The sequence below is a fragment of the Staphylococcus devriesei genome (assembly GCF_002902625.1).
Lineage (GTDB): Bacteria > Bacillota > Bacilli > Staphylococcales > Staphylococcaceae > Staphylococcus > Staphylococcus devriesei.
The window spans coordinates 39,323-62,872 of the sequence record NZ_PPRG01000022.1; the positions used below are offsets into that span (position 1 = coordinate 39,323).

Below are 23,550 nucleotides of genomic sequence, written 5' to 3' on the forward strand. Positions count from 1 at the left end.
GAGATCAACAATACGGAATATTGACATGAAATATTGATAAAAAAAGCATAAAGATGATTCGTAATTGAATCATCTCTATGCTCTATATTTCGTGATTTATACCTATCATTTGTAATTATTCTGGTCTATGATATTGACGAATATCATCTTCAATTGTTTCTAAGTAGAAGACGTTTTTCTCTTCGTCAGATTTTTCAGTAGTATGGTCGAATTCTAGGTCGTCAAAACGTTTAAAGAACGTTTCATATTCATCGACTGATAGTTCTGTACGATGGTTTAATAATGCTTTATGACCTTCAATATCTAAATGACTTTCATAACCATCGACTAAAGTAGCACTAAAGAATTCGCCGACTGATCCAGAGCCATAACTAAATAATCCAATGGTTTGGCCACCTTTTAGGCTTCTATTTTCAAGTAGAGAAATTAAACTTAAATATAAAGAGCCTGTATAGATATTTCCAACATAGCGATTGTAGTATACGGCATCTTCGTATCCGGATGTTAAACGGTCTTGAGTTGTTTCGTCTGCATCATTAATAATTGAATCTAATGCTTTTTTACCCATTTTAGTGAATGGTACATGGAAACAAAGTGATTCAAAGTCAGATAGTGATTTACCTTGGCGTCGAGCATATTCATTCCAACTTTCTTGGAACGATTTGATATATGCATCTTTAGATAATGCACCGGCAACAAGTGGGTATTTATGGCCAGTTGGACGCCAGAAATCATATACATCTTCAGTATATGCTACGGCGTCGTCATTTAATTCTAAAATGCTAGGGTTATGTGAAATAACCATGGCTACAGCGCCAGCACCTTGAGTAGGTTCACCACCAGATTGGATACCATAACGTGCAGTATCACTTGCGATAACTAATACTTTTTCCTCAGGGCGTTGCGCAAGGTAATCTTTGGCAAGTTGAATACCTGGTGTAGCAGCGTAACATGCTTCTTTCATTTCAAAACAACGTGCGAAAGGCTGAATACCTAGTAAATTGTGAATTTGAACGGCTGCTGCTTTTGCGTTATCAATCGCTGATTCAGTCGCTACGATAACCATTCCAATATGTTTTTTATCATCTTCTGTTATAATATCTTTAGCAGCATTAGCCCCCATAGATACAATATCTTGAGATACTGGACTTACAGCCATTTGGGTCTGTCCAATCCCAATTAAAAATTTATTTGGATCAACTTGGCGCGCTTCTGCAAGCTTAGCCATATCTACATAGTATTTAGGGACGTAAAAATTAATTTTATCGATACCTATACTCACGGGCATTACATCCTTTCGAGATTCTAATATTTTAATCATATTAATAGTAGCTTTATTTTGAAATTTCATCTAAAATTCAGACTAATAGAAAGCGTTTTCATCTTATGTGTTGTATTTTGTAATAAATTATAGTTAAATGCTATTAAATATGCTATAAGACATGAAAAAACAATAAAATGTAACGTTTCTAAGGGCTATTATTAACAATCATATTAGTAATCATTTTACCAAAATAAATAACTAAATTACAATTATATAGAAACTAGATACAAGGAGATAAAGAATGAAAAAAATCGCTATTGTAAGTGCTAAAAGAACACCAATCGGCAGATATAAAGGGAAATTAAGAAATTATTCAGCAGTTGAACTAGGAACAACTGCATTAAAAGGGACAATCGATGCTATCGATATTGACCCTAGTACTATTCAACAAGTTATCTTTGGTAACGTACTTCAAAGTGGCGTGGGTCAAAATCCAGCACGTCAAATTGCTATTAAATCTGGGATACCTGATGCTACTCCAGCCATGACAATTAATGAAGTTTGTGGTTCTGGCCTTAAAGCTATTATCTTAGGTAAACAACTTATTCAATTAGGTGAAGCAAATGTAGTGGCAGTAGGTGGCGTTGAAAGTATGACAAACGCACCTCAACTCATTTTAAAAGAAGGCGAAGAACCAGTTGAAAGTTTTATGCATGATGGTCTAACAGATGCATTCCATTATGTACCAATGGGCGTAACTGCTGAAAATATCGCTGAAAAATATAATATCACACGTGAGATGCAAGATGAGTTTGCAAACCATTCACAAACTAAAGCAGCACAAGCCACACAAGATGGTAAATTCGATAACGAAATTATCGGTATGAGAGATGCTGAAGGTGAATTGATGACTTCAGATGAAGGTGTACGTCCAAATAGTAGCGTTGAAAAACTTGCTACGTTAAAGACCATTTTCAAGAAAGATGGAACGGTTACTGGTGGTAATGCTTCAAGTATTAATGACGGTTCATCAGCTTTAATCCTTATGGAAGAAACATATGCTAAAGAACATGGTTTCAATATTCTAGGCATTATCGGTGAGTATGCAGAAGTTGGCTGCGATCCACAATTTATGGGTTATGCACCATTCTACGCCGTTGAAAAGTTATTAGAAAAAACTGAGAGCAAGATTGATGATGTAGATGTTGTAGAAATGACAGAAGCATTTGCCGCTCAAAGTATTCCTGTTAAAGATAACTTACACATTCCTGATGAAAAATTAAATATCTACGGTGGTGCAATTGCTTTAGGTCACCCGATTGGGGCTAGTGGCGCGCGTTTAGTCACTACATTAGTTAACGCACTAGAACAAGAAGAAAAGCAAACTGGTATCGCAACAGCTTGTATCGGTGGGGGACTTGGCATCGCTCTAATGATTGATAAAGGGGAATAATAAGATGAAAAGTTTAGACAAAGCGTTTCGTCATTTATCACGTGAAGATAAATTGAAACAGTTGGTGGAATATGGTTGGTTAGATAATGATAACTATGAAATACTATTAAATCATCCTTTAATTGATGAAGAAGTAGCCAATAGTTTAATCGAGAATGTGATTGGACAAGGCACACTTCCAGTAGGTTTATTGCCTAAAATTATTGTTGATGACAAAGAATATGTTGTACCAATGATGGTAGAAGAGCCATCTGTCGTTGCTGCAGCGAGTTTTGGGGCTAAACTTGTTAATCAAACAGGTGGCTTTAGAACAGTTAAAAGTGAACGCTTAATGATTGGTCAAATCGTATTTGATGACGTGCATGATACTGAAACACTTGCACAGCGTATCAATGAATTAGAACCACAAATTAAACAGATTGCTGCAGAAGCGTACCCATCTATTATTGAACGCGGTGGAGGCTATCGACGTATTGAGCTCGATACCTTCCCAGAACACCATTTATTATCATTAAAAGTTTTTGTTGATACGAAAGATGCGATGGGTGCGAATATGCTTAATACTATCTTAGAAGCTATTACAGCCCATTTGAAAAATGAGTTCACAGATCGCGACGTGTTAATGAGCATTTTATCAAATCATGCTACGGCATCAGTTGTACGTATGCAAGGTGAAATTGATGTTGCAAATTTAAATAGAGGTGAACGTTCAGGTGAAGACGTTGCTTATCGTATGGAACGTGCCTCTGTATTAGCACAAGTAGACATCCATCGTGCCGCTACACATAATAAAGGGGTAATGAATGGCATCCATGCAGTTGTATTAGCAACTGGAAATGATACACGTGGTGCAGAAGCAAGTGCACATGCGTATGCTAGTCGTGATGGTCAATATAGAGGTATCGCAACATGGAAATACGACAAAGAACGTGGTCGTTTAATTGGAACTATTGAGGTGCCTATGACCTTAGCGATTGTAGGTGGAGGTACTAAGGTATTGCCAATTGCCAAAGCGTCGTTAGATTTATTAAATGTAGAATCTGCTCAAGAGCTAGGACAAGTCGTTGCTGCAGTGGGATTAGCACAGAACTTTTCAGCTTGCAGAGCATTAGTATCAGAAGGTATTCAACAAGGTCATATGAGTTTACAATATAAATCTTTAGCTATCGTAGTTGGTGCGAAAGGTGAAGAAATTGCGCAAGTTGCAGATGCCTTGAAGCAAGCACCTAAGGCTAATACAGCGACAGCGCAACAAATTTTAGAAGAATTACGTTCGAAAGCATAATAACTATTCAGAAAAAGCCACTAATGAAAGAGGGATAATCCCTCAATCGTTAGTGGCTTGTCATTTATGTTAATTAAAAAATATTAGTAAATATAGTTATAGTGACGGGCAGCTGATTTACTTATATAGCGCACGCCGTAACCTCTTGGTACGTTGTAGTTATATTCAGATACTTTGATACTACCATTATTATAGACGCGTTCCACAACAGCAACGTGACCATAGTAACCTGCAGTTGATTGCATCACTGCGTAGCGTTTAGGTTTATGACCCGTTCTATATCCAGAACGTTGTGCATTGTAGTACCAATTCTTAGCATTTCCCCATCTGTTTGAAACAGGTTTGCCTAATTGTGCACGACGTTGATAAGCCCACCAAGTACATTGTTTCTTCGTGTAATAATTATATGAAGCGGCTTCTGATACGTGTGTATGTTCAATATTTTGATATGTAAATGTCCCAGCAAACATGATTCCAGTAGCTAATATAAGACGTGAAATAAATTTTTTTAGTTTCATTTTGGTCCCCTCAAAATATACAAGAATTAAAAACTGTATTAATCATATTCTTAAAAAAGGTGTAATACAATATAAGAAACCAATAATACAAGTAACTGTAATATAGATGAAATATAACTGTATATTTTTGTAATTATTTTTACAAAAAAGTGATTTTAATCTGATAAAGGGGTATAAGGATAAAAGTAAAATGGGAGTGGTGACACAAACCTAGGGAACAAGACAGAAATCTAGGGAGCAGGACAGAAATCTAGGGAGCAAGACAGAAATCTAATGTAATTTCCAAGATTTCGTCGTCCTGCCCCGGCAAGGTTGACTAGAAATGAAGAAAGTGAGATTCGAACGCATCTTCATTTCAGACAACGACTGCCTAGATTAAACGAAAAGCTGAGCCATTTTTTAATGACCCAGCCTTTTCCGTGAGATGATACTTCCATGAATGTATAATTACATTACTAGAAATCATACATTTGTGAATTGGTTAAAAACAGCCAATGCTCTTTTAACTAAAGACACAGGTATGTTTTCTGGACATGGATTATTTCGAAAATATGACAATATTTCAATTTGGCTCTTCACTTCTTTAGGAAAATTGCTATCTTGATTCATCCAATTTACCAATTCACCTAATGGTGTGTCATCACCAACGAAATTTTGCATAAATTCATAAAAGCTCAATGCCTCACCTCATTAATCAAATTGACCCTATGTGATTATAACATTTTTTTGAAAATAAAAATATAGCTAGAATTATTTTTATAACGAAATAATTTAATTATGGAAGTCATCTTATTTCTGAAGAAATTCTGAATTAGTGATTGAGATGAGAGTGAGACACCGTTTATGGAGTTCATAATCCGCTACCAATTAATGTCTCTTCTCTTCTGTTCAGTCTCTGGTTTGAAATTTCTTCTTTTTTATTTAACATAAGTGCAATCTCTTTAATTTCATACTTTAATTAAAAAATACTTTTTTTATTTTCCGAAAATAAATCGTGTATAATGAAAGCGTAATAATTAAAAGAGAAGGTGAGCATTTGGATATCAAACATATGAAATATTTTATGGAAGTAGTCAATCAAGGCGGTATGACAAATGCTTCAAAATCATTATTTATAGCCCAGCCTACGATTAGTAAAGCGATTAAAGATATAGAGAATGAATTGCATATGACATTATTTGATCGTCAAAAGCGTTATCTTGTATTGACTGATGCAGGTAAAGTTTTTTATAAGAAATGTGAAGAAATTATCGCTTTATATGATAATATTCCATTCGAAATTAATGGCTTGCTTGGTTTAGAAACTGGGCACATCAATATTGGGATGTCTGCCGTTATGGATATGCAACAATTTATCTACATTCTTGGAGAATTTCATAAACTGTATCCTAATGTAACGTACAGCTTAAATGAAAGTGGGGGTAAATCGATTGAAACGCGGTTGATTAATGACCAAATTGATATCGGAATCACTACCATTCCTATTGATGAGAATACCTTTGACTACCTTTCATTATATAGCGAAGATTTAAGATTAGTGGTGAGTGAGGAACATGAACTTGCCTCTCGCGATTCCGTAAGTATGGCTGATTTGAAAAATGAAGACTTCATACTATTTAACGAAGACTTTTATTTAAACGATAAAATTATCGCCGCAGCAAAAAATGCCGGTTTCATCCCAAACACGGTATCGAATGTTTCTCAATGGAATTTTATTGAGTACTTATTACTTGCGCATTTAGGCGTTAGTATACTTCCTGAACATATCGCTAATATGCTTAAAGATAATATTAAAAGCATAAAAATCGAAGACACAGGGATGAGTTGGGAGTTAGGTGCAATTTGGAAAAAAGATAAATTGTTAAGCCATGCTACTTCTAAATGGATTGACTTTATGAGTGAACGCTTAAACTATGACTAAATAACAAATTTTATTGTTGTTAACAATAACAAGAAGTCCTAACTTTATATATTGAAACGGTTACATAGAAAAAAACTATAGATGGTATTTAAAATGAGTATTTTTCTATTTTATTATACAAGCGTATAATTATGAACATAGATTTTTAAATAACTGTAACAATTTCGACATATTTAGTGGAGGCTCAGTCATCTTGGAACACGCGTTAGTATTTGCCAAAATTATCATTCAAATAGCTATTATTTTAGTCATTAGTTTAATTGGTGGTTTTATACAGAAAAGTTTACACATCCCATTAGCCGGGAGCATTGTTGGGATGATATTACTTTATATCTTATTAGAATTAAAAATTATACGTATGAACTGGATATCAGAAGGCGCAGAGTTCTTATTAGCAACGATGGTCTTCTTCTTTATTCCTTCAGTTGTAGGTATTATGGATGTTATTTCTAATATTACGAGAAGCTACATTATCTTTTTCCTATTAATAATAGTAGGAACAAGTTGTGTAGCACTTGTTTCAGGTTATATTGCTGAAAAGATGGTCAAGCAACCTGATACAAAGAAAGGTCATCAATAATATGAATATTTTACAAGCAGTTTTAATGATATTGTTGACCGTCGTAATGTATATTGTAGCTAGAAAATTACAACAGAAATACGATAACCCATTTTTAAATCCAGCACTAGTTGGCTCAATTGGCGTTATCGTTGTACTTCTACTTACTCACCAAAATTACCATGACTATATGGCTGGCGGTAAATGGATTAATCATTTATTAAACGCTACCGTTGTCTGTCTGGCATATCCACTATATAAGAATCGACATAAAATTTTTGGGAATTTAAGTATTATTTTCTCAAGCGTGATGGCTGGCGTCATACTTAATTTTGTGTTAGTGTTTACCTCGTTAAAGTTATTGGGTTACTCTGAAGAAACAATTGTAACTATCTTACCAAGATCTATAACCGCTGCAGTAGGAATAGAAGTATCTCACGAATTAGGAGGTACTGATACGATTACAGTATTATTTATTATTACGACAGGGTTAATTGGTAGTATGATGGGTTCATTGTTGTTGAAAGTAGGTAATTTTCAAACTTCGATAGCCAGAGGATTAACGTATGGTAATGCATCACACGCTTTTGGTACGGCGAAAGCGTTAGAACACGACATAGAGTCTGGCGCATTTAGTTCAATTGGAATGATTTTAACGGCTGTAATTAGTTCAATTCTCATTCCAATTATGATTAGTTTATTTTACTAAAGGGAGTATATATTAAGTATTTGTTAAGTTAAGAAAGGAGCTATTGTAATAATGGCGAAGATCAAAGCAAATGAAGCATTAGTTAAAGCATTAGAAGCATGGGACATTGATCATCTTTATGGTATTCCAGGTGACTCAATTGATGCAGTAGTAGATAGTTTACGTACAGTGAGAGATTCATTCAAATTCTATCACGTACGTCATGAAGAAGTAGCAAGTTTAGCAGCTGCTTCATATACAAAAATGACAGGTAAAATCGGTGTTGCATTAAGTATCGGTGGTCCTGGTATTATCCACTTATTAAACGGTATGTATGACGCTAAAATGGATCGCGTTCCTCAATTAATTTTAGCTGGTCAAACTAACAGCACATTATTAGGAACTAAAGCATTCCAAGAAACTAATATTACTGACATGGTAGCAGATGTTTCTGTGTTTAATCACCAAATCCAAAAAGGCGACAACGTGTTTGAAGTAGTTAACGAAGCAATTCGTACTGCATATGAAAAACGCGGTGTAGCAGTAGTAGTATGTCCAAACGATTTATTAACTGATAAAATCAAAGACACTACTAACCGTGCAATTGATACTACTAAACCTAAAGCACCAACTCCAACATTACGTAGTATTAAAAAAGCAGCTAAATTAATCGATAAAAGTAAAAAACCAGTTATGATTATCGGTGTAGGTGCACAAAATGCTAAAGATGAATTACGTGAATTTATCGAAGCAGCTAAAATTCCAGTAATTCATACATTACCAGCAAAAGCTATTTTACCTGATGATCATCCATATAGTATTGGTAACTTAGGTAAAATCGGTACGAAAACATCTTATCAAACAATTCAAGATGCTGACTTATTAATTATGGCAGGTACAAACTATCCTTACGTTGACTACCTACCTAAGAAAAATATTAAAGCAATCCAAATCGACACTAACCCAGCTGTTATTGGACACCGTTTCAATGTAAACGTTGGCGTAGTTGGCGATGCTAAACTTGCTTTCCACCAATTAACTGACAGCATTAAACACGTTCCACAACGTGCGTTCTTAGATAAAACATTAGAACGTAAAGCAGTGTGGGATAAATGGATGGAACAAGATATGAACCAAGAAAGTTCACCAATTCGTCCAGAACGTTTAATGAAATCTATTAGCAAATATAGTAACGACGACGCTGTATTCTCAGTTGACGTTGGTACTTCAACAGTTTGGTCTACACGTTACTTAAACCTTTCTGTTAATAATAAATTCATTATTTCATCATGGTTAGGTACTATGGGTTGCGGTCTTCCAGGAGCTATTGCTTCTAAAATTGCATTCCCTAAACGTCAAGCTATCTCAATCACTGGTGACGGTGCATTCCAAATGGTAATGCAAGACTTTGCAACTGCTGTTCAATATAACTTACCAATGACAATCTTTGTTATGAATAACAAACAATTATCATTCATTAAATATGAACAACAAGCTGCTGGTGAATTAGAATATGCCATTGATTTCTCTGATATGGACCATGCTAAATTCGCAGAAGCTGCTGGCGGTAAAGGTTATGTCTTAAAAGACCCTAGCCGTATTGATGAAGTTGTAGAAGCAGCATTAAATGAAAATGTACCAACAATCGTTGACGTACACGTTGATCCTAACGCTGCGCCATTACCAGGTAAAATTGTAAATGAAGAAGCAATTAACTATGGTAAATGGGCTTACAGATCAATCACTGAAGATAAAAAATTAGACTTCGACGAAATTCCACCACTTTCAGTTGCAGCTAAACGTTTCTTATAATATAGATTCAAAAAATAATATAGGATATAAATCCTAAAATATAGGCTTAGAGGCGATTCAATTATGAATCATCTCTACGTCTTTTCGTTTATTAATACTCCGTATTGTTTGGGAGCGGGACAGAAATCTAATGTAATTTCTAAGATTTCGTCGTCCCGCCCCGGCAAGGTTGACTAGAGATGAAGAAAGTCCAGGTTGGACGCATCTTCATCACAGACAACTACTGCCAAGCTTAGCTATTGAGGATGTTCCCCTAGGAGTCTCATCAACAATACTACGTTTTTACGTATAATTTTATATTAAAATGCTAAAAAATAAATCAAACAATATGGAACAGCAACTTCACATTATTCAACATTGAAGTTTTATTAAAATTATTTTTATTTAATTTCATAAACAGCGCTTTAAATGATTTTTATTTTTAGAGTTCTAAATAAATATAATTATTTTCCATAAAAAAAGGTATTGAAAACGGTTTTACAAATGTATATAATTGGAATTAATTAAAAAGAACTGCGTGTTACTATTAAATTAGGCATAAGCAAATTAAGAGATTAAGGCATTAAAGGTGTCTTGATTAGAATATAAATTAAATGAGGATGGCAAGAAATAAAAGTAAGGTACCTATAACCGGTATCGTTGTCTATGAATTTCTCGTAGGCAAATCATTTATACTTGCAAATATTAATTTATATTCTTAAAAGTAGACTAGGAATTATTGGGATAGGTGTACGCTCATTGATTTAATGAGTGACACTAAACAATTCCTAAAACGTACTTTTCTCTTTTTGCTTATGTCTTTTTTATTGTCATAAAGTTCAATATATAAAGAAGGGAAGAGGATTATGTTTAAGAAATTTTTCGGTCAATTGCAACGTATCGGTAAAGCCTTAATGTTACCAGTTGCGATTTTACCAGCCGCAGGGATTTTACTCGCATTTGGTAATGCCATGCATAATGAACAATTAGTTGGTATTGCTCCATGGCTAAAAATGGATGTCTTTGTCATGATATCATCTGTCATGGAAGCATCTGGACAAATTATATTTGATAACTTGCCGTTACTATTTGCAGTCGGTACAGCATTAGGATTAGCAGGTGGCGATGGTGTAGCAGCTTTAGCCGCATTAGTTGGTTACTTAATTATGAACGCAACAATGGGTAAAGTAATGGATATCTCTATTGATGATATTTATAGTTACGCTAATGGTGCGAAAGAACTAAGTCAAGCCAATAAACTACCAGCCAATGCTTTAATTTTAGGAATACCAACCCTACAAACTGGGGTGTTTGGTGGTATCATCATGGGTGCAATCGCCGCATGGTGTTATAACAAGTATTATAATATTACATTGCCGGCTTTCTTAGGTTTCTTTGCTGGTAAACGTTTTGTGCCAATCGCAACTTCAGTCGCAGCGATTATTGCAGGGATTTTACTAAGCTTCATTTGGCCTCCAATTCAAGACGGGTTAAATAGCTTATCTAACTTCTTATTAAATAAAAACTTAACATTAACGACATTTATCTTTGGTGTAATTGAACGTTCATTAATTCCATTTGGTTTACACCATATTTTCTATGCACCATTCTGGTTTGAATTTGGTGAATATACAAACCATGCCGGAGACTTAATTCGTGGAGACCAACGTATTTGGATGTCTCAATTAAAAGACGGTGTTCAATTTACAGCTGGTACGTTTACAACAGGTAAATATCCATTTATGATGTTTGGTCTTCCAGCTGCAGCATTAGCAATTTATAGAAATGCACGTCCTGAACGTAAAAAAGTTGTTGGTGGTTTAATGTTATCAGCTGCCTTAACTTCATTCTTAACAGGAATTACAGAACCATTAGAATTCTCATTCTTATTTGTAGCACCATTATTATATGTTATTCATGTACTATTAGCAGGTACATCGTTCTTAGTAATGCACTTATTAGATGTTAAAATCGGTATGACATTCTCAGGTGGATTTATTGATTACATTCTTTATGGCTTACTAAACTGGGATCGTACGCATGCCTTATTAGTTATTCCAGTAGGTTTAGTATACGCAGTTGTTTACTACTTCCTATTCAGTTTCGCAATTAAGAAATTTAACTTGAAGACTCCTGGTCGTGAAGATACTGAACAAGAAGTACGTAACTCTAGTGTAGCGAAATTGCCATTCGATGTATTAGATGCTATGGGTGGTAAAGAAAACATCAAACACTTAGATGCTTGTATTACACGCTTACGTGTTGAAGTGAATGATAAATCTAAAGTAGATGTCCCAGGATTAAAAGCATTGGGTGCTTCAGGCGTGCTTGAGGTAGGTAATAACATGCAAGCAATCTTTGGACCTAAGTCAGATCAAATTAAACACGATATGGCTAAAATTATGAGTGGAGAAATCACAAAAGCGAGCGAAACAACTGTTACTGAAGAAGAATCAAATGAACCAGTACATGTTGAAGATATTAAGGGAACTGAAATTTATGCGCCAGGTACTGGACATATCATTCCATTATCAGAAGTGCCAGATAAAGTATTCTCTGAAAAAATGATGGGCGATGGCGTAGGCTTTGTACCAGAAGGTGGAGAAATTGTAGCACCATTCGATGGTACAGTTAAGACAATTTTCCCAACGAAACATGCGATTGGTTTAGAATCAAATAGTGGCGTCGAAGTACTTATTCATATCGGTATCGATACAGTTAAATTAAATGGAGAAGGCTTCGAAAGTTTAGTCAATGCTGATGAAACAGTAACTCAAGGTCAACCATTAATGAAGATTAATCTAGCATACTTAAAAGAACATGCACCAAGCACAGTTACACCAGTAATTATTACAAACCTAGGAGATAAAACATTAACAGTAGAAGATGTAACATCTGTTGACCCAGGAAAAGTAATTATGACAATTAAATAAAAGAGTGAAATAGATAACTACTGCTAAATATAACGAGACTAAGCCATTTCTATAATAATGGTTTAGTCTCTTTTTTTAGTATTTTAATATAAAACTACATGTAACTCACGAAGTATTAATAAAAAAGAAGTGTAGAGATGATTCGTGATTGAACCACCTCTACACTATCGTTTTTAGATTTATGCTCCACACTTGTTATAACATTAGAAATTAAATGAGGTTACGTCATTATTTCTTATTTAGTGATATCATTTTCAATTAATATTTTAATAGCTTTATGATCAGTAGCATTTCTGAATAAATCATATGCTTCTTCAATTTCACTTAGTTTGCTATAGTGTGTAACTAATTGTTCTGGTTGAATTGTTTTACTTTTTAGTGATTCTAACAGTTCTTCAGTTGTGTTACCTGATACTAAACCAGTTGTAACATTGATATTTTTAATCCATAATTTGTCGATATCAAATTGAACAGGTAAACCGTGTACTCCAACGTTCGCGATTGTACCGTCAACACCGATAAGTTTTTGACATAAGTCAAACGTTTGTGGAATACCTACTGCTTCAATAGCAACATCTACACCACGATGATTTAACTCTTTAACTTTTGCGATAGCTTCTTCAACATTACTTGAATTAATTGTATGTGTAGCGCCTAAACCTTTCGCAGTTGCTAAACGGTTGTCATCTAGATCTAACATAATGATTTTAGAAGGAGAGAAGAATTGTGCAGTAAGTAAAGTAGCTAATCCAACTGGACCAGCTCCTACAATTGCAACTGTGCTACCAGGTTTAACCTTACCTTTTAGCACACCAATTTCATAACCAGTTGGTAAAATATCAGATAACATAACAAGGGCTTCGTCTGGCAATGATTTAGGTGCATGGTATAAAGAATTGTCCGCGAATGGAACTTTAACATACTCTGCTTGAGTACCATTGATTAAGTGACCTAAAATCCAACTACCATCATTTTCGCAGTGAGCATAGATACCTTTTTTACAGTAATAACATTTACCACATGATGAAACAGCAGAAACGATAACTTTGTCGCCAACTTTGAAGTTATTTACGTTTGAACCAACAGATTCTACGATACCAATTCCTTCATGACCAAGTGTTGTATTTTCAGGAACTTCTGGTGTGTCTCCTTTAATAATGTGTAAATCAGTACCACAAATTGTTGTTTTAACCATTCTAATAATTGCATCTGTACTTTCTGTAACGACTGGTTTTTCTTTCTCAATTAATTGTGCAACTCCAGGTTTTTCATAATTATAAGCTTTCATAATATGCCCTCCAAAATTTTGTGAATTTTTTCACATACAGTATACCACGATTTTTTTACTTTGTGTGTATTTAAACGCAACTAAATATAAAAATAAATCGATAAATTTATTATAAAAAAGTTCGGAGTCTGTTAACTATTTTGTATTACGTTAGATTAGGAGGTATAATGCTTTTTCAAAGAAGGTAAGAAGATGCAAAATATAGATGAACGACGTAAAATAGACTATACAATAAATTAAAGGAGATTATAACTATGGCTGAGCAATTAACAAGTATTGAACATTTTCATCAATTCTTAGAGACACATGAATTAGCTGTGATACATGTGATGCGCAATAACTGCTCAGTGTGTCACGCTGTATTACCCCAAATTGAAGACATGCTCAAAGATTATCCACGTGTACCATTAGGTGTGATTAATCAATCTGAAATCGAAGCAATCGCTGGAGAGCTATCTATCTTCACCGTGCCAGTAGATTTGATCTATATGAACGGTAAAGAGATGCATCGTCAAGCACGTTTTATAGACATGCAAGGCTTCGAATATCAATTGCAGCGTATGTATGAAAGCTTAGAAGGATAAAAGTAGGTATAAGTTTAATGAAAGTTAAGTTAACTATACTAATGCGGGACAATAATATCTTTAAATATTAATAAGATATTTGTCCCGCTTTTTCATATTGATCAATTAACTTAGAAGCTTTTCAATAATTCTATCGGCACGTTGTTGGTAATCTTTAATGACATTAGCAGATTGCTTGAAGCGTACTAATTCATCTTCTTCCAATGCCAACTCGATGACTCTATCAGCACCGTTCCCATTGATTACTGTTGGTGTACCTATATACAATCCATTAAGACCATATTCGCCTTCGATGTAGCTTGATACATTCATAATAATATTTTTATTGAAAAGGATGGCTTCAACAATTCGGACTAAACTTAGCGATATCCCAAAATTGGTTGTGCCTTTTCGAACATAAATATCATAACCCACCTGGGTCGTTTGAGTTGAAATAGATTGCATGAACGTTGCCTTATCAACATTAGGAGTTAATAAGTCCAATACAGGTTCACCAGCAACTTGTGCGTGGGACCATACTTGCACCTGTGAATCTCCATGCTCTCCAATTACAGGAGCATAAACGCTTTGAGGTGCGACATTTAAAGCACGACTGAGAAAGAATTCGAAGCGGGCTGTATCTAATGAAGTTCCTGAGCCGATAATTTTATTTTTTGGAAAATGCGATACCCGTTTAATAACATAGCTCATAATATCTACGGGATTGGAAGGTAATACGAAATACCCGTCAAAGCCATGATTTATAACTTGTTGAATCATAGGTACAAAAATCTCTACATTATCTTCTAATAATTGAAGACGCGTGTCTCCCTTAGCCATTATCGCACTAGCACAAATAACGACAATATCAGCATTAGAACAATCTTCATAGCTACCTACATGAACATCTGTATAACTATCACTAAAGGGAGTAGCATGATTTAAATCCCAAACATCTGCTTTAGCTTTATCCTCATCAATATCTATAATTGCCAGTTCGTCTACAAGTCCTTTCGCTACAATAGCATGCGTAAACGCAGAGCCGACATAACCACTTCCGATTAACACAATCTTATGACGTGACATAAACATAACCTACTTTCTACTTAATATTGAAAATTCTGATAATTATATTATAGATTAATATTTTCAATAAAAAAACAAAGAAAAAGGTTTAAAATGTGGTTTACTAAAATTTAAGAGCGATTAGGTTTATAATTAATTATTGTATAGGAGGGCATGATATAAAATGAAAAAGAGAATGTTTACTGTTGCAACTTCAGCTTTATTAGGTACGTTAGCGTTTGTAAAAGTAAAAGAAAAACGCAGCTATAAAAGTGTCTTAATGGAAAGCTATATCCGTATGTCTGGAATGAAGAAACCATTTGAAAATGTTGAAGATGCTAAGAAAGCTTTACAAGAAACAAAAGAGATTACTGCTGGTAAATATGAAGGCACAAATTACGAATTTAAACATGATGTTAAAACTAAGAGTTGGAATGGTTCAGTAACATACGTAGTGAATGCACAACGTAACCGTCAACAAAAAGTTATTCTGTACATTCATGGTGGCGCATGGTTCCAAGACCCTCTAGATGAGCACTTTGAATTTATCGATCAACTTGCAGGACAACTAGATGCGCGTATCATTATGCCGATTTACCCTAAAGTGCCACACCGTGATTACCGTACAACGTTTGAGCTATTAAAAAGTATTTATGAAAAACAATTGACTGAAGTTGAAAGTTCAGACCAACTTACTATTATGGGTGATTCAGCCGGCGGACAAATCGCGTTATCTTTTGCTGAATATCTAAATGAAGCGACACAACTACAACAACCGGGCCACATCGTCATGTTATCGCCAGTCCTAGACGGTACACTAAGTAACCCTGATGCAAAAGAATATGAAAAAATTGATCCGATGCTTGGTATCGAGGGCAGTAAATACTTTATTGAATTATGGGCAGGCGACTTACCTATTGAGGATTATAAAATCTCTCCAATCAACGGTAATTTAGAAGGCCTAGGACGTATTTCAATCTTTATTGGCACAAAAGAAACATTGTATCCGGATGCTTTAAAACTATCTCAAATGCTAAATGAAAAGGGAATAGAACATGACTTTACGCCGGGATATAACTTGTTCCATATTTATCCAATATTCCCGTTACCAGAAAGACAGAAATTCTTTGCGCAACTTAAGAATATTATTCAATAATGTAAAATAACAAGGTAAGAAATTGAAATATAATTAACAAGGTGCTAACGACCCTCATTGGAGGAGTTAGCACCTTTTGTATTGCCATTAGATTTTAAGGTTTTATAATCAGTTTTTGTTGTTGTCTCGTCCTTTGCTACTTCAGAAGTGGCTGCTGACGCTTTATTTAATTCTGTATTACTTATATTCTCAGTTGAATCTTTAGTCACACTATTAATATGACGATGATCAGAATCTAAGACTGAATTACTCATATCATTGCCTTGTAAACTGCCTACAAGAATAAGTGCTAAATAACTTGAACACATAAGTAATACAATTGCCAGATAAATACCCACTGCTATTTTAACAGGTTTAGACATTGGTTTATTCATCAATACCCTCCTAAAGTCGTAGCTCTATTTACCTATAAAGTAACATGAGAACGTTAAGTTAATGTAAATAAGAAGTAAATATTTCATGATTTAACAACTGTATTTGATTAAATATTAGGTTTTGGAAAATATTTCTAAAAGTTTTTATTATATTAACGGGTTTATTATTTATAATTTCTTAAAAAATTTATATTTGTTAGTATTTTTTTACATTATATTTACATTGTTAAAACTGACTCAACACATAAATGATAGCATACCCTTATTAGAAGTAATAAAAAGTTCGGAGATTAACCGTTTGGTATTTAAAAAGCTACCAATATGTTGGTCTAGTCCTTAATATTATTCATTTCTTCTATATAGAGTGTTCCACTTGAACATATTCATTATACATACTTATTTAGAAAGCGTTTTACTAAAAACTTCATATTAAATTTTCAAAGAGAGGGACAGTATTGTGATTCTCATTATAATTTGTATCGCCTTGATTTTATGGCTTGGAATAAAGGAGAAAAACCGTCATACAAATCGACTTAACAAGATTCTTTTAAGAATCAACATTAATGGTATTCGTGGAAAATCTACGATAACAAGAATGATTTATAGCGTATTAAGAGAGGATCATTATCGCGTGATAGGTAAGACGACTGGTACAGATGCTCGGATGTTGTATTGGTTTACAGATAAAGAGTACCCAGTCATTAGAAAGCCTCAAGGTGCGAATATTGGAGAACAACGAGATATTATACGTAAAGTAGTAAAACAAGATGCGAAAGCCTTAGTTAATGAATGTATGGCCGTTAATCCAGATTATCAGATTACTTTTCAAAAAGATTTAGTAAAAGCTAATATTGGCGTAATTGTTAATGTGATGGAAGACCATATGGATGTCTTAGGTCCAACGCTAAAAGATGTAGCTCAAGCATTTACTGCTACGATTCCTTATAAAGGTAAGTTAGTAGTTATGAAAGATGAATATACGAAATTTTTTGCGAAAGAAGCGAAAAAACGTAAAACAGAAATCATTGTGGTGGATAAAGACACGATACCTGAATCTTATTTAAGAAAATTTAGTTACCTTGTGTTTCCAGATAATGTAGCTATTACATTAGGTGTGGCGCAAGCTGTAGGTATTGATAAAGAGACTGCATTAGAAGGGATGTTAAATGCACCACCTGATCCTGGAGCTGTAGAAATCAAATACTTTAATGCAAATCATTCGCGGAACGTGTTTGTTAATGCCTTTGCAGCAAATGAACCACAATCGACGAAAGCTATCTTAAATAAAGTTGAATCTTATAACTATCCATATACTAAGAAAGTCGTTATTTTAAATTGTCGTTCAGATAGAGTCGACAGAACGCGTCAATTTGCCGAAAACTTTATTGCAGATGTTGATTATGACACATTAATTTGTACTGGTAAAAGTACACAACAGGTGACAGAGGTTATGCAACACTTACCTGAGAAAAAGTATCTTAACTTTGAAAATAAAGACTTTGTAGAAATTGAAAAAGCCATTATGAGAGAATCGCAAAATACACTTGTTTTCTGTGTCGGTAATATTCACGGACCAGGTGGTAGAATAGCAGAATTCATAGAAGGGATAGAATAAAATGATAGGTTCAGAATTATACTTTTCCCTATTTGTCGGTATTGTATTGAGTTTAATTTTTGCAGAAAAATTTGGGATTAATCCAGCAGGACTTGTAGTACCTGGTTACTTAGCACTTATTTTCGATCAACCTATTATGTTGTTGTCAGTGTTAGTGATTAGTTGTTTAACATTCTTCATTGTGACATATGGAATTAGCAGATGGGTCATTTTATACGGAAGACGAAAGTTCGCAGCCATGATTTTAACAGGCATGGTGCTTAAATTTATCTTCGACTTAATTTATCCACTGACGCCTTTTGAAATGGTAGAAGTGTCAGGAATCGGCGTAGTTATACCTGGCATTATTGCGAATACAATTCAAAAGCAAGGTGTCGTGATTACGTTATCAACGACTATGTTATTAACATGTATCACATATGTCATCTTATTTTTATATAGCTTTATTAATTAATCGCGAGCAAGGAGCGCATAATAATGAAAAAGAAAAAACGATTATCAGCGAGCGAATGGTTACTTAAGCAATCTAAACGACATAAACGTCGGAACTTTATTTATACACTTATTGTTTTAATTATTGCATTAATACTGTTAGTCATGGCTATTCGGGCAGTAAAAGTCGAACCAGTAGAAGCGATGCCAAGTTCGAATATTAACAATATACGTAGTACATATCTAGGCAATGTTACCTTAAATAAACATATTAGAAAAATGAACCTAAATAAGGTGTTCGAAAGTTTAAATGAGCCGCTTCGACATAGTGATTTTTCAACGGCTTCATTATTGGTAAGCAATTTTTCAAATAATCAACCAGAGAATATTCGAAAAAATTTAGAAAACATTATGTTTCTAAAAAAACAAAATATTAAAAGCGTAAATTTAATTAATAACACAATTGATAATGTGCAAGCGCAAGAATTAAGTAAACGAGTAGAAGCCCAGACGGATTATAACTTTATGACTGGAAATGGCTCCAACTTGATTAATAGTAAAACTGTTCAACAACAAGTTAAAGGTAAAAAAATCGCTAACGTGTCATTTACAGATGTAGGGTCAAATTATGAAGACCCGTTAAAAAATACGACATCAATTAGTTTAGATCCAAGTATTTTTGTGCCGCTAATTAAAAATCTGAAAGAGAATAATGACATGGTTGTAGTTAACGTCGACTGGGGTATTGCGAATGAACGTAATGTCACTGATCGTCAACAAGAATATGCCCATGCGTTAGTTAACGCGGGGGCAGATGTTATTATCGGTCATAATTCAGTCGTTCAAAAAGTTGAAAAGTATAAAAATGCTAGTATCTTTTATAGCTTGGGTAATCTTACTTCTGATTCATTTTTATCTAAAAACCAAAAAGGCATGGTTGTTCAACACGATTGGGATGGCCAACACAATCAATTTAGCATTACACCCGTCCGCTTAGCAGACGGTAAAATCACTAAAGATCACATGAGTAAAATGGAAGCACAACGGTATTACAATAATATTGAAGATAAATCGATTCATCTAAAAGAGAAGAATGGAGGGTACACCTTTGAATATTAAAAAGCATTGGTTAGGTATTGTAACTACGCTCATTATCGTTGCCATCCTTTTAATGGTGACATTTGCTAAAGCGAATGAAGGCCTAGATAACTATGAAAAAGAAGAATTAAAAAACTTAACGGAGCAATATTTATCTAAAGGGGCCAGTTAGTATGAATATTTACAGTAAAGGTACATTATCCGTCATTTTAATAATAACCATATTAATCTCATTCACTTTTTATCATTTCAATAAAGAAGACAAACCAGATAAAGATAATTTATTTGAAAATAAAATCGCCAAACATAAAGCATCTGGCAGTAAGAAAAAGTATGGCGTTGCTTCCAATAATGCCATCGCCACAAGAGTAGGAAACAAAATTATTGAGGATGGCGGTAATGCTGTAGATGCTGCAATGGGTGTGTCATATGCGCTAGCGGTAACTGAGCCACATTCTTCAGGTTTAGGTGGAGGTGGCGCCACATTAACTTATAATGGTAAAGACGGCGAAGAACCTAAAATGTATGAGTATAAAACAATGTCATCATTTAAATATAAAAAAGGTGATGAAATAGGAACACCAGGTTTTGTACAGGGCTTACATGATATGCACCAACGCGAAGGTAAGATGGATGAGAAGAAAGTTTTGAATTATATTATCCCACTAGTTAAAGATGGCTTCGAAGTGGATTCAGAACTAGAACGTAGCATGAAATTATTTGGTTCAGATATCGACCGTGACTCTCCGTTTTTTAAAGGAAAGCGGACTGTTCGCGAAGGTGATGTCGTTAAACAAGAAGCATTGGCTAAGACATTAGAGGGAATTCGCGATAAGGGTCCTTCATATTTTTATAAAGATATTGCTAAAAGTGTATCCAAACAAATTGACGATGAACTTACTGAAGAAGACTTTAAAGCTGTGAAGACGGAAGAGAAGCAACCAGTATCAACAAACTACTTGAATAATAAAATTTATTCAGCGTCTAACCCACTCGGTGGTACTTTAATGTTACAAGGATTGAAAATTGATGAGAGTGTTAATTCTGGCGGGAATTCAAGTGAGGCACGTAACGATTATATTTCAGGCATCATTAAATCTCGTGACGTAATGTATCGCAATAGAGATATCGTTAATGGACAAGAATCAAGCAGTGATACATATCTATCTCAAGACTATTTATTAGATAGTCTTAACAATATTAATAGTGGAGAAACAAGTAGTAACTTCGACCCTACACTTAGCACGACAAGCACGACACACTTTGTAGTAATTGATAAGCAAGGTAAGCTCGCAAGTACAACTAATACATTATCTAGTTTCTTTGGTTCAGGAAAATTTGTAAAACAAGGGTTCTATATGAACAACTCATTAACCAACTTCTCAAGTGATCCTAATAGCCCGAACTATGGTAGTAAGCATAAAGCACCACGCTCTTATACATCACCGTCTATTGTAGTAGGCCCAGATTTTTATATGGGTATAGGAACACCAGGAGGAAATAAAATTCCAACGCTCCTTAATGAAGTATTGATTGATTATTTACGTAACAATGGTACATTACAAGAATCTATTAATAAACCACGTTTCTATAATGATGGTGGTACTATTTATTATGAAAATGCCACAAGTGATGAAGACATTAATGTTTTCAAAAGCATGGGTTACGGTGTAGAAGAAAAACGTAATGATCCTAACTTTGGTAGTGTTCAAGGTGCAATATATAATAAAAATGATCAAACCGTTGAAATTGGTCATGACGTGGGTAACAGATAATATCATAAGTAGAATTAAAAATGGAACAGGAATCTTTAGTATAACTTTAAGTTTCTGTTCCATTTTCTATTGAAATTATAGCTAAAATAGATATCATAAACATATAGGTAAATGAATTTTATTATAATATTATATAAACTGAAGATATATTGAATTGTCTCTAAAATATTGTAAACAACTTTATTAACGAGCAGAGTAAAGGATGGATGCGTCGTGGAAGATGTTGTATTAGGAATTGATTTAGGAACAAGTGCAGTAAAAATCATAGCAGTTAATCGACAGGGTGAAGTTGTAGCCTCAACAAGTGAACCGTTAACGTTAATTCAAACACGTGCAGGTTATAGCGAACAAGATCCTAAAGAATGGGTAGAAGCGGTCACACAAGGCATTAAAAACATAACTCACTCTAAAAACATGGCGCATCGTGTCGTTAAAGGAATATCATTTTCAGGTCAAATGCATGGCTTAGTAGCATTAGATGCTAATCATCAACCTGTTCGGCATGCAATACTATGGAATGACACACGTAACTCGGAACAATGTCGCCAAATTAAAGAAGCCTACGGCGAAAGATTAAATGGAAACCCAATATTAGAAGGCTTTACTATGCCTAAGATGTTATGGGTTAAACAACATGAGCCAGATATATGGGACCAAGTCAGTGTCTTTATGTTGCCTAAAGACTATGTGCGTTATTATTTGACTGGAGAAATTCATATGGAATATTCTGATGCGGCAAGCACGCTCTTACTCAATCCAGAAACCCATGATTGGGCGCGCGATGTAGGCACTCATTTCGGAATTGGAGATATTTATCCTCCTTTAGTTCGTTCAACAGCCTGCGTCGGCTAGGTGCGTACTGATCTTGCTCAAGAAATTGGCTTGACTGATGAAGTTAAAGTCTTCGCTGGGGGCGGGGACAACGCCTGTGGAGCAATTGGCGCCGGAATTATTAACGATAATGATACGTTATGCAGTATAGGTACCTCAGGTGTAGTACTTAATGTTGAAAGTGACAGTTATACTGAATATCGTAACAATATTCATTTCTTTGATCACAGCGTGCCTAAAACTTTCTACGCGATGGGGGTAACACTTGCAGCAGGCTATAGTTTAAATTGGTTGAAGAAGACGTTCTTTGAAGATCAGTCATTCGACGATATTGTGAAACAAGCGAGTACATCACAGGTTGGGGCTAATCATCTATTATTTGCCCCGTACTTAGCTGGCGAACGGACGCCTCATGGTGATGCGTTTATTCGTGGAAGCTTTATTGGCATTAGCGGCAGTCATACGAAAGCTGATTTTGCACGCGCAGTACTTGAAGGCATTACCTTCTCACTATATGATTCTATTCAACTAATAAGAGAAGCGGGTAAAGAAATCACTCACATTACGTCGATTGGTGGAGGCGCTAAAAGTGAATTTTGGTTACAAATGCAAGCGGATATCTTTAATGCTACAATTAGAAAATTAAAACATGAAGAAGGACCTAGTATGGGAGCGGCTATGATTGCCGCATATGGTTTAGAATGGTTTAACTCCTTCGATGACTGTGTCGCTCAATTTATTGAAATTGAGCGTACATTTGAACCTAATAAAGAAAAACATGATAAGTATGAAGCTTACTATAATATCTACCGTCAAATCTATCAACAGACACATCACCTTACAGAAGAATTATTAAAAATTGAGGATTAATACCAACAATATTCATTTTACAAAGAGTAAAGACTAAAAGTTATGGTCTTTGCTCTTTTTTAGTAGAAAAT

The 23,550-nt window shown here is 34.6% G+C and carries 20 protein-coding genes and 1 pseudogene; 15 read left to right on the forward strand and 6 right to left on the reverse strand.

The window, feature by feature from the left end; all coding sequences use genetic code 11:
- Positions 1-115: 115 nt before the first annotated feature.
- Positions 116-1,282 (reverse strand): hydroxymethylglutaryl-CoA synthase, encoded by a 1,167-nt coding sequence (locus CD147_RS03470; protein ID WP_103166054.1) that lies wholly within the window; start codon positions 1,280-1,282, stop codon positions 116-118.
- 283 nt (positions 1,283-1,565) lie between these two features.
- On the opposite strand from CD147_RS03470, the gene CD147_RS03475 reads away from it, so the two are divergent.
- Both CD147_RS03475 and CD147_RS03480 read left to right on the forward strand, forming a co-directional pair.
- Positions 1,566-2,717, forward strand: a complete 1,152-nt coding sequence (locus CD147_RS03475) for a thiolase family protein (protein ID WP_103166055.1) — start codon at positions 1,566-1,568, stop codon at positions 2,715-2,717.
- 4 nt (positions 2,718-2,721) lie between these two features.
- Positions 2,722-4,002, forward strand: a complete 1,281-nt coding sequence (locus CD147_RS03480) for a hydroxymethylglutaryl-CoA reductase, degradative (RefSeq protein WP_103166056.1) — start codon at positions 2,722-2,724, stop codon at positions 4,000-4,002.
- 83 nt (positions 4,003-4,085) lie between these two features.
- Here CD147_RS03480 and CD147_RS03485 read toward each other — a convergent pair whose 3' ends face one another.
- On the reverse strand, positions 4,086-4,520 hold the full coding sequence (locus tag CD147_RS03485; protein ID WP_103166057.1) for a CHAP domain-containing protein: 435 nt from the start codon (positions 4,518-4,520) through the stop codon (positions 4,086-4,088).
- Between the two features lie 462 nt (positions 4,521-4,982).
- Entirely contained in the window at positions 4,983-5,198 is a 216-nt protein-coding gene (locus CD147_RS03490) for a sterile alpha motif-like domain-containing protein (protein WP_103166058.1), read from the reverse strand.
- A 358-nt stretch (positions 5,199-5,556) separates the two neighbouring features.
- Between CD147_RS03490 and cidR the strand changes: the two genes are divergently transcribed.
- The 5 genes from cidR (at position 5,557) to ptsG (ending at position 12,412) form a co-directional block, all read left to right on the forward strand.
- Positions 5,557-6,441 carry a cidABC operon transcriptional activator CidR gene (gene cidR, locus CD147_RS03495; RefSeq protein ID WP_103166059.1) on the forward strand — a complete coding sequence of 295 codons (885 nt, stop codon included), beginning with the start codon at positions 5,557-5,559 and terminating at the stop codon, positions 6,439-6,441.
- 193 nt (positions 6,442-6,634) lie between these two features.
- Entirely contained in the window at positions 6,635-7,021 is a 387-nt protein-coding gene (locus CD147_RS03500) for a CidA/LrgA family protein (RefSeq protein ID WP_103166060.1), read from the forward strand.
- 1 nt (position 7,022) lies between these two features.
- Complete coding sequence (locus CD147_RS03505; RefSeq protein WP_103166061.1) at positions 7,023-7,709, forward strand: LrgB family protein; 687 nt, start codon at positions 7,023-7,025, stop codon at positions 7,707-7,709.
- Positions 7,710-7,760: 51 nt separating this feature from the next.
- Complete coding sequence (locus CD147_RS03510; RefSeq protein WP_103166062.1) at positions 7,761-9,500, forward strand: pyruvate oxidase; 1,740 nt, start codon at positions 7,761-7,763, stop codon at positions 9,498-9,500.
- A gap of 845 nt (positions 9,501-10,345) precedes the next feature.
- Positions 10,346-12,412 carry a glucose-specific PTS transporter subunit IIBC gene (gene ptsG / locus CD147_RS03515; RefSeq protein WP_103166063.1) on the forward strand — a complete coding sequence of 689 codons (2,067 nt, stop codon included), beginning with the start codon at positions 10,346-10,348 and terminating at the stop codon, positions 12,410-12,412.
- A gap of 235 nt (positions 12,413-12,647) precedes the next feature.
- Here the strand turns inward: ptsG and CD147_RS03520 are convergent, their stop codons facing one another.
- Complete coding sequence (locus CD147_RS03520) at positions 12,648-13,700, reverse strand: zinc-dependent alcohol dehydrogenase family protein (protein ID WP_103166064.1); 1,053 nt, start codon at positions 13,698-13,700, stop codon at positions 12,648-12,650.
- Between the two features lie 254 nt (positions 13,701-13,954).
- Here CD147_RS03520 and CD147_RS03525 point away from each other — a divergent pair, with 254 nt between their 5' ends.
- Positions 13,955-14,284 carry a thioredoxin family protein gene (locus tag CD147_RS03525; protein ID WP_103166065.1) on the forward strand — a complete coding sequence of 110 codons (330 nt, stop codon included), beginning with the start codon at positions 13,955-13,957 and terminating at the stop codon, positions 14,282-14,284.
- A 105-nt stretch (positions 14,285-14,389) separates the two neighbouring features.
- Here the strand turns inward: CD147_RS03525 and CD147_RS03530 are convergent, their stop codons facing one another.
- A complete protein-coding gene (locus CD147_RS03530) occupies positions 14,390-15,349 on the reverse strand; it encodes an L-lactate dehydrogenase (RefSeq protein WP_103166066.1) in 960 nt (319 codons plus the stop codon).
- A gap of 163 nt (positions 15,350-15,512) precedes the next feature.
- Between CD147_RS03530 and CD147_RS03535 the strand changes: the two genes are divergently transcribed.
- Positions 15,513-16,484 (forward strand): alpha/beta hydrolase fold domain-containing protein, encoded by a 972-nt coding sequence (locus tag CD147_RS03535; RefSeq protein WP_103166067.1) that lies wholly within the window; start codon positions 15,513-15,515, stop codon positions 16,482-16,484.
- A 44-nt stretch (positions 16,485-16,528) separates the two neighbouring features.
- On the opposite strand, the gene CD147_RS03540 is transcribed toward CD147_RS03535, so the two are convergent.
- Positions 16,529-16,858 (reverse strand): hypothetical protein, encoded by a 330-nt coding sequence (locus CD147_RS03540; protein ID WP_103166068.1) that lies wholly within the window; start codon positions 16,856-16,858, stop codon positions 16,529-16,531.
- A gap of 457 nt (positions 16,859-17,315) precedes the next feature.
- On the opposite strand from CD147_RS03540, the gene pgsB reads away from it, so the two are divergent.
- The 6 genes and pseudogenes from pgsB (at position 17,316) to xylB (ending at position 23,479) form a co-directional block, all read left to right on the forward strand.
- Entirely contained in the window at positions 17,316-18,473 is a 1,158-nt protein-coding gene (pgsB, locus tag CD147_RS03545; RefSeq protein ID WP_103166069.1) for a poly-gamma-glutamate synthase PgsB, read from the forward strand.
- A gap of 1 nt (position 18,474) precedes the next feature.
- A complete protein-coding gene (gene pgsC / locus CD147_RS03550) occupies positions 18,475-18,927 on the forward strand; it encodes a poly-gamma-glutamate biosynthesis protein PgsC (RefSeq protein WP_103166070.1) in 453 nt (150 codons plus the stop codon).
- 23 nt (positions 18,928-18,950) lie between these two features.
- On the forward strand, positions 18,951-20,024 hold the full coding sequence (locus tag CD147_RS03555; protein WP_103166071.1) for a CapA family protein: 1,074 nt from the start codon (positions 18,951-18,953) through the stop codon (positions 20,022-20,024).
- A complete protein-coding gene (locus tag CD147_RS12040) occupies positions 20,014-20,175 on the forward strand; it encodes a hypothetical protein (protein ID WP_167409741.1) in 162 nt (53 codons plus the stop codon). Before CD147_RS03555 ends, CD147_RS12040 begins: the two co-directional genes overlap by 11 nt.
- Before the next feature lies 1 nt (position 20,176).
- Entirely contained in the window at positions 20,177-21,778 is a 1,602-nt protein-coding gene (locus tag CD147_RS03560; RefSeq protein ID WP_103166072.1) for a gamma-glutamyltransferase, read from the forward strand.
- A 213-nt stretch (positions 21,779-21,991) separates the two neighbouring features.
- A pseudogene (xylB, locus tag CD147_RS03565) lies at positions 21,992-23,479 on the forward strand (xylulokinase).
- The last annotated feature ends 71 nt before the right edge of the window (positions 23,480-23,550 follow it).